At 38.9% G+C, this 12,943-nt stretch carries 12 protein-coding genes; 1 reads left to right on the forward strand and 11 read right to left on the reverse strand.

What is annotated here, in order from left to right; translation table 11 throughout:
- A partial coding sequence (locus B4F31_RS05155; protein WP_286760767.1) for a VIT1/CCC1 transporter family protein occupies positions 1 to 299 on the forward strand: 299 nt, incomplete at its 5' end.
- A gap of 615 nt (positions 300 to 914) precedes the next feature.
- Here B4F31_RS05155 and B4F31_RS05160 read toward each other — a convergent pair.
- The 11 genes from B4F31_RS05160 to B4F31_RS05210 form a co-directional block, all read right to left on the reverse strand.
- The gene (locus B4F31_RS05160) at positions 915 to 1,517 is read right to left on the reverse strand and encodes a nucleotidyltransferase family protein (RefSeq protein ID WP_286760768.1); all 603 of its coding nucleotides are present in this window, start codon (positions 1,515 to 1,517) and stop codon (positions 915 to 917) included.
- Entirely contained in the window at positions 1,514 to 2,668 is a 1,155-nt protein-coding gene (locus tag B4F31_RS05165; protein ID WP_286760769.1) for an XdhC family protein, read from the reverse strand. The genes B4F31_RS05160 and B4F31_RS05165 overlap by 4 nt, the downstream gene beginning before the upstream one ends.
- Entirely contained in the window at positions 2,665 to 3,822 is a 1,158-nt protein-coding gene (locus tag B4F31_RS05170; RefSeq protein WP_286760770.1) for a cysteine desulfurase family protein, read from the reverse strand. The genes B4F31_RS05165 and B4F31_RS05170 overlap by 4 nt, the downstream gene beginning before the upstream one ends.
- A 65-nt stretch (positions 3,823 to 3,887) precedes the next feature.
- Positions 3,888 to 4,226 carry a winged helix-turn-helix domain-containing protein gene (locus tag B4F31_RS05175; RefSeq protein WP_286760771.1) on the reverse strand — a complete coding sequence of 113 codons (339 nt, stop codon included), beginning with the start codon at positions 4,224 to 4,226 and terminating at the stop codon, positions 3,888 to 3,890.
- Between the two features lie 16 nt (positions 4,227 to 4,242).
- Complete coding sequence (locus tag B4F31_RS05180; protein WP_286760772.1) at positions 4,243 to 6,519, reverse strand: xanthine dehydrogenase family protein molybdopterin-binding subunit; 2,277 nt, start codon at positions 6,517 to 6,519, stop codon at positions 4,243 to 4,245.
- Between the two features lie 15 nt (positions 6,520 to 6,534).
- The gene (locus B4F31_RS05185; RefSeq protein WP_286760773.1) at positions 6,535 to 6,993 is read right to left on the reverse strand and encodes a (2Fe-2S)-binding protein; all 459 of its coding nucleotides are present in this window, start codon (positions 6,991 to 6,993) and stop codon (positions 6,535 to 6,537) included.
- A 138-nt stretch (positions 6,994 to 7,131) separates the two neighbouring features.
- Complete coding sequence (locus B4F31_RS05190; RefSeq protein ID WP_286760774.1) at positions 7,132 to 7,263, reverse strand: hypothetical protein; 132 nt, start codon at positions 7,261 to 7,263, stop codon at positions 7,132 to 7,134.
- A gap of 633 nt (positions 7,264 to 7,896) precedes the next feature.
- Positions 7,897 to 9,240 carry a Gfo/Idh/MocA family protein gene (locus B4F31_RS05195; protein ID WP_286760775.1) on the reverse strand — a complete coding sequence of 448 codons (1,344 nt, stop codon included), beginning with the start codon at positions 9,238 to 9,240 and terminating at the stop codon, positions 7,897 to 7,899.
- 18 nt (positions 9,241 to 9,258) lie between these two features.
- A complete protein-coding gene (locus B4F31_RS05200) occupies positions 9,259 to 10,242 on the reverse strand; it encodes a formylglycine-generating enzyme family protein (protein ID WP_075326672.1) in 984 nt (327 codons plus the stop codon).
- Between the two features lie 54 nt (positions 10,243 to 10,296).
- Positions 10,297 to 10,983 carry a 3-keto-disaccharide hydrolase gene (locus tag B4F31_RS05205; RefSeq protein WP_093305593.1) on the reverse strand — a complete coding sequence of 229 codons (687 nt, stop codon included), beginning with the start codon at positions 10,981 to 10,983 and terminating at the stop codon, positions 10,297 to 10,299.
- Between the two features lie 88 nt (positions 10,984 to 11,071).
- On the reverse strand, positions 11,072 to 12,928 hold the full coding sequence (locus tag B4F31_RS05210; RefSeq protein ID WP_245764381.1) for a RagB/SusD family nutrient uptake outer membrane protein: 1,857 nt from the start codon (positions 12,926 to 12,928) through the stop codon (positions 11,072 to 11,074).
- Between the last annotated feature and the right edge of the window lie 15 nt (positions 12,929 to 12,943).

The following is a 12,943-nucleotide window of genomic DNA, read 5'->3' on the forward strand; positions in this document are numbered from 1 at the left end:
ACTGCTTTTTCATTGATGCTAAAACAGCAGGAGTAACGTTTATAAGTTTTATAATGGTAGGAGCCGTTCCATTACTTTCCTATGTTTTTATGAGTAATGATACGTTCAATTTAAATTCTCAACTTTTTCTTTACTCATGTATTTTAACGGCAGTTGCACTTTCAATTGTCGGAGCTTTAAAAAGTTTGGTTACCGAAAAAAATGTAATTATAGGAATCCTGGAAACACTTTTATTAGGTGGAATTGCTGCATTTCTAGCATATTTTGTAGGAGATGTTTTGGAAAAAATATTTCTATAGTTTTTTATAAATTTAAAATATGCTCATCAATTGTTCAGGAGGTTTTGAATTATATTTTCTGAAGCAACTTTTGATTGTAAAAAAACTCACGTATGTCAAGGAAGGTCTTTGATTTCTCCTTAAGCTCACGTGTTATTTTAACTGGGATGATGCCAGTATTCCTGATTCTTTCTATCTCTTCAAGCCTTTGTCGAATATTCAATAGCTGCTCAATGTCAGAAAGGATGTTTATAAGATTTAATTTCCCCGAAAGCACATTACCGCTTCCAAGAATGATTTTAAGAACCTCGGTAGCCTAGAGTATTACTAGGTTTGGGGGCACCTCCCAGAACACCCGTAGCTTGACAGCTTACATTTTGATGTGTAGTTTTTGGAAAAAGACTACGATAGGATAGTCCTTCTTTAAATTGCCACTTCATCTCCTTCTTTTAGTTCAATTTCAGTATTTAAATTTTGGTCCATCGTCTGTTATACAGGTTTAGGATCGGCGATCTAGTAAGTTTTGAGTTTCCGGGATTTCAACTCAATGGCAGAAATCCCCCTCCTGCAATTTCAGGATTTCTTCATTTTTGCCCGCGGTTTTGGCAATCATTCCAAAATATTTAATATTTATCTTTATTCCATCTGTTTTAATAGTTCCACATCTTCAGCGGTATCCACATCAAAATTTCCTCCTTCAAATTTTATGGTTTCAAAGCTTATCTTTTCATCTAATATTAGTTTTTTAGCGCCCTGATCTTTTTTTAGGGACATTAATTCCGAAAAAGTTTCCTTTGAAAAAATAGCAGGTACCCCGACCTCCCCGGCATATTCTGAAAATGTAGCAGGCTTTTTATTTTCTAACTGTTCCCGAATTAATTCCTGAATTTTTTCTTTGGTAACAAAAGGTTGATCTGAAAGTAATATTAAAATATGCTCCAGATCACTTTTAGCGTTTAGCGCAGCGGAAACCCCTTTGCTTATGCTCGTGCCCATTCCAAGTTCCCATTCTTCATTAATGATGATGGTAAAGTTCCCAATGTCCAGCCCCTTTTCAATCTTTTTTGCATTTGAACCCAACATTAAAATCCTGCAATCGAATTCAAATAATTCCGCTACATCTATACTATGCTGTAGCAAAGTTTTGCCTTTAAATTCCACGAGTTGTTTTGGAAAACCAAGCCTTCTAGAAGCTCCTGCTGCCAAAATAATAACTCCGATTTTTGCTCTTCCCATCATATCGCAACTTTGGTAAAATGATTAAGCTTTTTGTCATGAATGGGCGTCACTTTCTCTCGTAGCGGCTTAGCACTTTTACCGTTTAAAACCATTTGAATTTCAGCCAGAATAGAAAGCCCTATTTCTGCAGATGTCTCCGCACCTATTTCCAATCCTACCGGTGCATATATTTTCTTCAATTTTTCATCTACCAAATCAAAATTTACTTCTTTTAAATCGTTAAGCATTCGCTGGTATTTCTTTAATGGGCCCAGAATTCCAATGTAGGGGATTATATTTTTCCCAATAAGCAACTTTAAAACCGCCAAATCATAATTGTAATTATGACTCATCAGGACAAAGCAGCTGCGATGGTCTATTACAATATTTTTTAGGGTTTCTTCCGGTTTGGAAACGATCACCTGGCAGGAGGAGGTAAAACGGTCTTTATTTGCATGGGTTGGCCTTCCATCGGTCACTATTACATCCCATCCCAGTAAATCAGCTTGTTGTGCAAGAATTTGAGCATCATTTCCGGCACCAACAATAATAAGTTTCACCGGGGGCTGATAATTCTGAATAAAAATATGAGTGGATTCTTTTTCCGTTGTAAATTCAGCAAAATGGGGATGATTATATTTTAGTGTAAAACTTGCTTGTTCTTCTATATAATGAAATAACTCCTTTTCTGGTTTTTGTCCAAAAGTTTTTAAGTCCTTGGTAATTACCAATTTTGTTCCGGTCTGCTCTTTCTGTTTGTTTAAGTTAAATTGCACCACAATTGCCAAAGGACTATTTTGATTGATAACTTTTTTCAAGAGTTCGCACGGGTTTAAATCATCCAAATAATCAATGGGTTCAAATAACACCTGGATGATACCGTTACATCCCAATTGTGCACCGATAATAGCATCGTCTTCATCACTGGTGTCATACGTTACCAATTTATTTTTTTGCCTGTGCAGGGCGTGAAGCGCTTTGCGCAAGGCATCGCCTTCCAGGCAGCCACCACTAATTGCCCCTGTGATATTTCCATATTCATCCACCAGCATTCGTGCACCGGCTTTTCTGTACGAGGAACCCTGTACATGAACCATTGTAGCCAGAACGCATTCCACACTGTTTTCCCGCAGAAAATCATATTTTGAAATTATGACATCCAGTTCTCTCATACAGACGCAGTTTTTAAACTATTTACCGCTTTCTCGATCTCATTAACAGCAAATTCAATATCCTGGTCACTTGTTTCCCTTCCCAGGCTTATCCTTATTGATGATAAGGCCAGTTCATCGCTTAAGCCCATAGCCATTAGCACATGAGAAGGCTTGACAAGATTGGAAGTACATGCCGAACCACGTGAAACGGCTAAATGTTTTAGCTTCCTTAGCAATAAATTTCCGGTGATATCTTTAAAAGAGATATTGGTGGTATTTGGAAGCCGGTTAGCATGCTTACAATTGATAATAGCCCCATCTATTTTTGCCAGGGCGTTTTCTAGTTTATTCTTTAATTTCAACATGCTTTCTGATTCCACTGACATTTTGGAAGTTGCTATTTCAGCAGCTTTTCCAAAGCCTACAATTCCGGGAACATTTAAAGTTCCAGGCCTCAATCCTTTTTCCTGTCCGCCCCCATAAACATAAGGATCAATTGCTACTTTATTCTTTTTATTTATATACAACGCTCCAATACCTTTAGGCCCATAAATCTTATGGGAGGAGAAAATGGCCATATCTAAATTCAATTCTTCCAAATCCACCGGAATCTTACCCACTGCCTGGGTAATATCACTCATAAGTTTGACACCTTTTGAATGCACAATCTTCTCAATTTCAGCCAAAGGATGGATGAGCCCGGTTTCATTATTTGCCAGCATCAGACAAACCAATATTGTTTCAGGTGAAATAGCCTCTTCCAAATCTTCCATATCAATATTCCCAGTTCGATCCACCTTAAGATAAGTCACCTCAAAACCCTTTTTCTCTAAAGCCTGCATAGAATCCAGCACCGCTTTATGTTCGGTATCACAGGTGATAATATGCTTCCCTTTTACCTTATTCTTCTCGCAAAACCCGATAAGGGCAAGATTGGCAGCTTCGGTAGCCCCTGAAGTAAAGGTTAGCGCCGTGGGTTTACAGTTCAACAATCCGCTTATTTGTTCCCTGGCAAGTTCCACGGCTTCTTGGCTATCCCATCCAAAAAAATGGTCACTACCAGCATTACCAAACTTTTCAGTAAAATACGGCAGCATTGTATCGACTACTTCCTGGGCTAACGGAGTACTTGCGTTGTAATCGAGGTATATAGTTTTATCTTTTGACTTCATCGTTATATATTGCTGTATATATCGGTTTTTAAAATAAAGGGAATTTCACTGCCCCCTATTCTCCGTTATTTTATAATTTTTAGCAAATTATTTTCCTGCTCTAGAAGCTCACTTAACTTCTGTTCCAATTGCTCGTATTCCCGCATGACGTTTAAGGCATAGGGGGTTATTTCTGCTCCACCACCATGGGATCCTCCTTTCTTTAAAATCACTAAGGACTCGGCAGAATATATATTTAATCGCTGGACCAAATCCCAGGCTTTTTTATAGGATATATTCATTTTCGCGGCTACCCTGGAAAGGGATCCTTCCTTGTGAATCCTTTTTACCAATTCATTGGGTCCTGGTCCATAGAATTTTTCACCTTCATTTTCTACCCAATATTTAAACTTAATTTTTTTCATTGGCAGCCAGCTGCTATTAAGTTTTTAATTCCCTGCTTTCTGCGCTTATTTCCGGTAGAAAGGGTTGCTTGTAAATTCTTTTTCCTGTTGCTTTATAAAGAGCATTGGCTAATGCTCCCTGCACCGGTGGGAAAGGCGGCTCTCCTAGTCCTGTAGGATCAATACCGTTTTCTACAAAATGTACATCAATCTTTTTTGGAGCTTCACGATGCCGAATTAGACGGTAGAAATCAAAATTATTTTGTTGAACGCCGCCATCTATAAATGACAACTCACTGTATAAAGCATGTCCAATCCCATCGATAGTTCCACCTTCCACCATATTTTTGGCGGCATCAGGATTTACCACAATACCACAGTCTACGGCACAGGTTACTCTATCGATGACCGGCTCGTTATCTTTTAAATCCATTTCTAAAATTTGTGCGACGTAGGAATTATGGCAATAATATGCAGCTACTCCTTTACTGGAAGTAGAATTACCATTATTCCAACCGGCTTTATCCCTGACAAGTTCCAGAACCCCGGCATATCGCGTGGGATCATAATCATTTTCTTCCCCTACCGGATCATTTTTCGCCCGCTTTAGCATATCCAAGCGGAACTGGATCGGATCTTTTCCAACTTCCTCAGCAAGTTCATCTAAAAAAGATTGTTCTGCCCCGGCAATAAAATTAGAACGTGGTGCCCTAAAGGCTCCGGTGGAAATACTCGAATCTATCGTCCAACTCTCGGCAAGGTAATTATCAATTGCTCCTGCCGGAAAACGATTCGCAAAAAGGGGGCTTTCGGTAATCCCCCCGGCATTTACGTGAAATGCGGTAATATTATTATTCGCATCAAGTGCAGCACGGTAGGACACCCTGTAAGCCGGACGATAAACACCGTTGGTCATATCGTCTTCCCGGGTATATACTAATTTTATCGGCTTTTTCATTTTTTGTGAAATTACAGCGGCTTCCACAAGGAAGTTTCCATAAAGCCGACGACCAAATCCCCCGCCCATTCGGGTCATTTGGACATCGATCTTATCTAGCTCGAACCCTAATCGTTTATTTACACTTTTTTCAGCAAATTCCGGGGTTTGAATTGGCCCTAATAATTCTGCCTTTTCATCAGTTACATTGGCATAAAAATTCATCGGTTCCATACAATTGTGGGCAAGGAACGGACAGGAATACGAACGCTCAATAACCCTTGCTGCATTGCTAAAGGCTGATTCAGGATCACCATCTTTCCGAACAACTTCTGATTTTGCAGGCCCGGCATCGCTCATTAGGGCTGTATGCATGTCGGAATTTTCCAGGCCACCTGTATCTTCCATACCCGGAGACTTTTCGAGAATTTGCACTTGATGTGTTAAATCAGGTTTTAAATCCCATTCCACATTTAAGGCCTTTTTTGCCTGCATGACCTGCCAGGTTGTTTCCCCAACGACAACTACCAATTTGGAAAATGCAGCCACATCACTCCATTCCCGCTCCATATCTTCAGGATATGTATCTATGGTAAAAATATCTTTTATTCCGGGCATTTCTTTTGCTTTAGCTGCATCCATAGATTTAAACTCCATCCCAAAAGCCGGAGGTTGGACTATCATTGCAATAAGCATATCATCTTCATAAATATCCAACCCGTATAAGGGTTTTCCTGTTACTATTTTTTTAGCATCTACATTTTTTCGGGAAGTACCGATAATTTTAAAGTCACTATTATCTTTTAGTTCAATTTCATCAGGTACTTCAATCTTTGTGGCCGCCTTAGCGATTTCACCATAACCTATAAATCTATCGCTAGCTTTATGACTAATAACTCCCTTCTCCACAGAAAGTTCAGTAACAGGTACCTCCCACTCTTTTGCCGCAGCACTCAGCAACATTTGTTTGGCGGTGGCCCCTGCCATTCTTAGCGGCTCCCATCCCTGGCGAATAGATTGGCTACCACCGGCAAGTTGACGAGTAAAAACATCAAGGTTAAGTGGTGCCTGTTCTACAATGACATTGTTCCAATCTACGTCCAGCTCCTCGGCCACAATCATAGGCATCGCTGTTTTCACATTTTGTCCTATCTCCGGATTGGGAGAGTAGATCGTTACAATACCATTATCCCCTATTTTCAAATATCCATTGAGTTCAAACCACTCATCGGGCATTTGCATCGCTACTTCCTCTCCGTTCTCTTCAGCCGCACGCTTACAGGCCAACCAATTAAAACCGATTAATAATCCACCTCCGGCAAGCGATACATTCTTGATGAATGATCTTCTGCCCATTCCTGTTTTTACTTTTTTCATTTTTTCAGGTTTTACTTATACGGTTTGGGACGCTGATTTGATAGCAGCTTTTATTCGGTTATAAGTTCCGCAGCGGCAAATATTCCCGTTCATTACATCTTCTATTTCTGCATCACTGGGACTGGGATTATTCTTTAAAAGGGCCGTAGCTGCCATAATCTGCCCCGCCTGGCAATATCCGCATTGTGGAACATCGTGCTCCAACCAGGCCTTTTGAACAGGATGGTCTCCGCTTTCGGATAAGCCTTCTATAGTAGTTATTTCATTTTTTTGGGCAGCAGAAATTGGAACCTGGCAGGATCTTACAGCAGAACCATTAAAGTGTACGGTACATGCGCCACATTGAGCAATTCCACAGCCATATTTTGTACCAACCAATTTTAAATTATCCCGTAGCACCCAAAGTAAGGGAGTTTCCGGGTCTACATCTACCGAGTGTTTCTTACCGTTAATATTTAAATCGAATTGCGCCATAGTTATGTATATTTAGTTGAAAGCCTATTAAAGTATAAAAAATAATCCTTCTAACTTGTAAAACTTAATAAATTGAGACTTAAGCTTAGAAATATTAAAGCATTTTATAAAAATTTACCTCCATTTAATTTTATTGCTCTAATTCTTATACTGAGAATCTGAAACCTCATCTTCCCATTCAGTTGGGCCATCAACTCTACTGGTAATGGCTATTTGCACAAAGTCGTCATTCGGAGCAGCCCCGTGCCAGTGAGACCTATCTCCGGGCATTTTGCTACATCTTCTTTTTTCATTATTATTTTTAGCTTAGATTTCCAGTAATCTTATCTCATTAGGGTTTTCTTTTTGATACATCGGATCAATACATATTACTCCCGGTTCCAATTTAATTGAAGTAACAATTTTTTCCTCCACAAGATTATAGTGGATTTTGCATAGGCAGAACAATCGCCATTAAATTTTATATCAAATTTGTAAAGTTTAGGATTAAGCTATTTAGGTTTTTCATTTTCAGCATAAAAACCTGTCATCATAATTTTCTAAGCAGTCACTAAAATTTTTCAACCGAGTAGGATTAACAAAACGATCCAATTTTTTTCAAATAAAATGTTTAAAAAACTTATTAATTTTCTTTACATTTGATTAATATCAACCTTAAAGTTACCTAATCGGTTACCTGAAGGAAAGAAAATTAAGAAAAGTACTGAATTTAAAGGTATACTGGGAAGGGTCTAATAGCCCTGTCATCCCGACTTTTTAAGATATCAAAATATCACAAAAATTATCAAAATCCTATATTTAATTTCTTTAATAGGTATATCGCTATTTAGTACGGGAAAATAAAAAAAAACGAGCATACAGAAATTTCCATATGCTCGTTATTAAAAATATATTTTGCAAATTTTAAATTATCTCTGTTTTACCTGGGGTTGGAATTGGATATAGTCCATCTTTACCCGGTACAGTTGGAGGAGTAGACTCCCAGGTTACCTCTTCTGGCATTAAAACTTTATCTGATTTTAAAGCTTCATCCCAGTTAATTATTTGACCTGAATAGGTAGCCATTCTTCCCATGATGGCAGTCATGGTACTTTTTGCTCCATTTTCCGCATCACTTATAACCTCCTTATTTCTTATGGAAGCAAAGAGTTTATCGTGCTCTACCTGATAGGGGTTTGGATCCCTTCGGTTTCTGTATTCAAAGATATTATTACCTTCAATATCTGTAATACTAGCAGCACCTGCATCATTCATATGAACAGATCCTTTTGTACCCTGAAAATCCTCTCCCACCTTAGACCAGGTCCCAGGTTGATGACGACATTGACTTGAAATTACTGCACCCCCAGGATATTTAAATTCTACAAAATGATGATCAAAAATCTCCCCATGTTCAGAACCTGTTCTTACAAGGCGTCCTCCCATACCCTGAGCAGAAACGGGATATTCTCCAATAAACCAGTTTGCAACATCTATATTATGAATGTGCTGTTCAAGGATATGATCTCCACACAGCCAATTAAAATAATACCAATTCCGCATTTGGTACTCCATTTCGCTCTGGCCTGCTTTTCTGGGATTTACCCATACTCCGCCGCTGTTCCAATATACCTGGCCCGAAATTATTTTTCCAATCGCATTTTGATTAATTTTTTCTTCCATTGCGATGTAATTGTTTTGGTAATGCCGCTGAAGACCAACAACCACATTTAGTTTATTCGCTTTCGCAACTTTGGCCATTTCGAGTACTTTTCTTATTCCAGGTACATCGGTAGCCACGGGTTTTTCCATAAACACATGCTTGCCTGCATTTATAGCATACTCAAAATGATAGGGCCTGAAGCCCGGCGGAGTTGCCAGGATAACCACATCTGCCTGGTCTATGGCTTTTTTATAAGCATCAAAACCAACAAATTTATTTTTCTCCTTAACATTTACTTTTTTTGTTCCTTCAAATTCTTTTTGAAGGCTTTGTAGGCTTCCGTTCAACCTATCTTCAAAGGCATCAGCCATTGCTACTAATTCCACATTTTCATCAGCCTTCAATGCCTGGTTTGCTGCTCCTGTACCTCTACCTCCACAGCCTACCACTGCTATCTTTAAGGTTTTATCATTAAAAACATTTGCCATAGCCCCCATTTCCATAGCGGGTAGCATCATTCCGGCTGTGAAAAGAGCTGTATTCTTGCAAAAAGTTCTTCTTGAAGATTGCAAATCAGGTTTCTGGTTCTTTTTAGAGTTATTCATTATTCTATTGTTTTAAAGTTACGGGGTTTGTGAACCCCAATATTTTTCATAATCGGTTTCTGATGGTGGATTTGGAGTCCTTACAATTCTAAATCCTACAAATGGGGCATCTGTATTCCACCATCTACTTTTAGGAAATTGCGGATCCCGCATTTTCCAATTTTCTAGTGAGCCCAATCGGGCGGCACTTCTTAAATACTCGGCATCATCATAATAAGAGCCTCCTCTAACCGAGCGTGGATATTCAGTTTCAGGAAATTCTATAGGGTTTATTGTTACAGATTTCCTGGTTCTATAAACTTCTGGCAGGTATTGATCTAGTGTCCATTCTGCTACATTTCCATACATATCATAAAGCCCCCAGGGATTCGGCTTTTTTTGACCTACTCTATGATAAGAATTTTCGCTATTGCCATAAAACCAGGCATATTCGTCCAAATCTTCTATATTATCTCCAAAATGAAACGCTGTAGTAGTACCCGCACGAGCTGCATATTCCCATTCGGCTTCTGTAGGCAACCGATAAAAATGGCCTGTTTTGGCAGATAACCATTCGCAAAATTTAGAAGCCGCATGATGGGTTACATTTCCTACCGGTAAACCTTCACCGGTACCCATCCCCAGGCTCATATCTACATAAGGAATAGTAGCTCCCGAGACTGCATCTACTACTATATCTACCTCCCCCGCTTTGGCAGTTGGTGGAACTCCATCTATTGCCCTGTTCACAAACAAATTATATAACTCCCAGGTAATTTCATGTTTGGCCATCCAGAAAGCGTCTACTTTCACTTCATGTACAGGACCTTCGTCCATATAGCGGTTTTCTTCACCTTCCGGACTTCCCATTGTAAAGGTTCCGGCAGGGATTGCTACCATTTCAATTACCAAATCTGATCCTGCTATTTGCTGAGTATAATCTTCAAGTTGCTTTTCCTGGGAAGAAGCTATTGTAACAACTAAAAGAAACAGTAAAATAAACAGGTTTTGTCTACTTTTCATCTTTATAAATTTTCTGACTTCTTAAATAAATACTGGTTGAAAATGGGATTGAGTTTATAAATGAGTAAGTTCTACTTTGCTAAATTCTACTTCGGCACCTTCAGCCTGTAAGGCGATATGTCCTTTTTTTGCTGTAGAATTAAATCCTTCATTTACCAGATCGCCATTCACCCATACTTTAATAGTATCTGCACGGCTTTCAATTACCATATTATTCCATTCTCCCAAAGCATTCTCAGAATCGTCGGTTAAATTTTTAATCCTGCGTTCTTTTCCTTCTGTTATACCCCAGTTTTCCTTGGGCCCTCTACGCTCTTCCATGTTAGGAACTTCAACATTTTCTACTATACACCAAAAATCACCTGCATTTTCGTGCATCATTTGCACTTCTATTGATTTTGGAAACATACCATACAAAGCACGCGGGGTAGATGCATGTACTAACACTCCACAATTTCCTGGTTCTCCCGGAAAGCGATAATCCACGTCCAGTTTATAGTTTTGATATACTGAATCTGTAATTAGATGCCCCTGCGGTTCACCCAAACTAACCAATAAGCCGTCCCTAATTATAAATGGACTTTTAGCACCAGGATCTTCATCCATTTTAGGTACATCCACATGCCATCCTGAAAGATCTTTCCCATTAAATAGATTGATTGTGTCACTCCGTTTTGTTTCGTGGCTTTTACAGGAGAATATTAAAAAGGATAATATATAAATTGCTATATAATTTTTCATCTAAATCTTTTAAAATTAAATATGTTTAAATAAAACGCCAGGAAAAGATTTTATCATCTTAAATTCCCGACGTTTATTTTCACTTAGTTTAATATCCAGGGTTTTGAATCAATTGATCATTTCTATTCATCTCATCCCTTGGTATTGCAATGAAATACATCTTATCGAGCCATTCACGGTTTTCTATTCCCGGTGAGAGATCTCTGACTTCATATTCGTAATTATAACTGGAAGGGTCATATCTATATATCTGGATATTGGCTCCCGGTTTAAGAAACCCTTCTACGTCAATAATACGAACCTGTTGCCCAAGGGTTTGGGGTGCTATCATCCATCTCCGGGCATCATGAAAACGATGTTCCTCATAAACCAACTCCACCAGACGTTCTTGTCTATATTGCTCCATCAAATCCTGTCCAGATGCTGTAATAGCTGGCATACCAGCTCTATAACGAATTTTATTAAGCCATTCTTTAGCCATATCTTCTTCCCCTAGTTCTATAGAAGCTTCAACATAGTTAAGTACGGCTTCTGTATATTTAAGAAAGGGAAAAGGAATCTGCTGACGAACATTCTGATCCACGATAGCAGGATCTGGATCGGTAAATTTTCTTACATAATATCCAGTATGAGTTCCATTCCAGTCTTCTATGGCACTACTACGTGTATCTAAACCATTATGTGTTATGGTTTCTCCGGTACCAGATTTTACTTCATAAGTTCCCGTCTGGATTTGGTCAAATGGATCACTACCAGCCACATCTGCGGTTCGGGGTTTCCAGTCTGCACCATCGTATAAAATAGTAGCATAAAATCGTGGATCCCGATTATCATATGGATTATTAGCATGTTCAGAATTATTCCAGTTAAACTCATTTCCATCTATGAGCTCATAGTGGTCTACTAAATTTTGGGTAGGAGCATTCCCCGCCCAATTATGATAACCATTTGGACCATTATAAAGTCCTATCTGTTGTCCCGATTCATTTTTTGCAGCTACGAAATACCTTGCAAAAAGTAGTTCGGTAGCTGCTGCAGGATCTGCCATAACACTGCCACCTCCAAGGGAAAGGGCCATATAGTTTTCTTTGCCTTCTTCTGCAGAAATAGGTTCAATTAGATCCATTTTATATCCTCTATTTAAATCTACAACCTCTTTGGCTGCAGCTTGTGCTCTTCTCCAACGGTCTTGTTGATTTCCACTTACATAACCAAGATATTCGGGATTAGAATAACCGGCAATATCAGACGAGTTAGCCGAGGCTGTTGGAATATCGTGAAGATCACTCGCTGCGTATAATAATACCCTTGCTTTAAGAGCAAGCGCAGCTTCCATACTAGCCCTCCCATCTACATTTAAGCCTTCCAATAAAGGTTTGGCACTATCTAAGTCTGAAACAATAAATTCTACAGTTTCTTCAAATGTATTTCTAGGAATCTCCAGGTCTTCGGAATCTAACGTATAAACCTTGTCAACGATAGGTACTCCTCCATGCATCCTTAAAAGGTTATGGTAGTAATAAGCTCGTAAAAACAATGCTTCTCCTCTAAGCTGATTAACCATATCTGGATCATCAAAACCAGGCTCTTCCAAATTCTCTAAAGCGATATTAGCCGCACGAATTCGACCATATAGGTCTCCCCAGTTATACGTATAATTTATAAATCCTCTTTCCGCAGGTCCAGATCGCGATTCGGTGATGGTATTAATCCCTCTACCAGGGTGCGTAAACAAAGCTTCATCTGATAGTGAAGCCATCATTTGTTCATCAAATCCTCCCTGTCCTAAACCATTGTATATTTCGAGTACAAAGGCCTCTGCCAGGGCTGCATCCACCCAAACATCTGATTGCGAGAATTCATCTAAAGGTTGGGTATCTACAAAATCGTCATTACAACCTACTACTGCAAAAAGTAAGAGCAGGAAATATCCTATATTTTTCATTCTATAATTTTTCAT

This window comes from Salegentibacter sp. UBA1130 (assembly GCF_002311535.1).
Taxonomy (GTDB): Bacteria; Bacteroidota; Bacteroidia; order Flavobacteriales; family Flavobacteriaceae; genus Salegentibacter; species Salegentibacter agarivorans.

Bases quoted from the DNA above. Each gene is read 5' to 3' on its own strand.
- B4F31_RS05160 (WP_286760768.1), bottom strand. From the start codon at position 1,517: ATGATGGGAAGAGCAAAAATCGGAGTTATTATTTTGGCAGCAGGAGCT.
- B4F31_RS05165 (WP_286760769.1), bottom strand. From the start codon at position 2,668: ATGAGAGAACTGGATGTCATAATTTCAAAATATGATTTTCTGCGGGAA.
- B4F31_RS05170 (WP_286760770.1), bottom strand. From the start codon at position 3,822: ATGAAGTCAAAAGATAAAACTATATACCTCGATTACAACGCAAGTACT.
- B4F31_RS05175 (WP_286760771.1), bottom strand. From the start codon at position 4,226: ATGAAAAAAATTAAGTTTAAATATTGGGTAGAAAATGAAGGTGAAAAA.
- B4F31_RS05180 (WP_286760772.1), bottom strand. From the start codon at position 6,519: ATGAAAAAAGTAAAAACAGGAATGGGCAGAAGATCATTCATCAAGAAT.
- B4F31_RS05185 (WP_286760773.1), bottom strand. From the start codon at position 6,993: ATGGCGCAATTCGATTTAAATATTAACGGTAAGAAACACTCGGTAGAT.
- B4F31_RS05190 (WP_286760774.1), bottom strand. From the start codon at position 7,263: ATGCCCGGAGATAGGTCTCACTGGCACGGGGCTGCTCCGAATGACGAC.
- B4F31_RS05195 (WP_286760775.1), bottom strand. From the start codon at position 9,240: ATGAATAACTCTAAAAAGAACCAGAAACCTGATTTGCAATCTTCAAGA.
- B4F31_RS05200 (WP_075326672.1), bottom strand. From the start codon at position 10,242: ATGAAAAGTAGACAAAACCTGTTTATTTTACTGTTTCTTTTAGTTGTT.
- B4F31_RS05205 (WP_093305593.1), bottom strand. From the start codon at position 10,983: ATGAAAAATTATATAGCAATTTATATATTATCCTTTTTAATATTCTCC.
- B4F31_RS05210 (WP_245764381.1), bottom strand. From the start codon at position 12,928: ATGAAAAATATAGGATATTTCCTGCTCTTACTTTTTGCAGTAGTAGGT.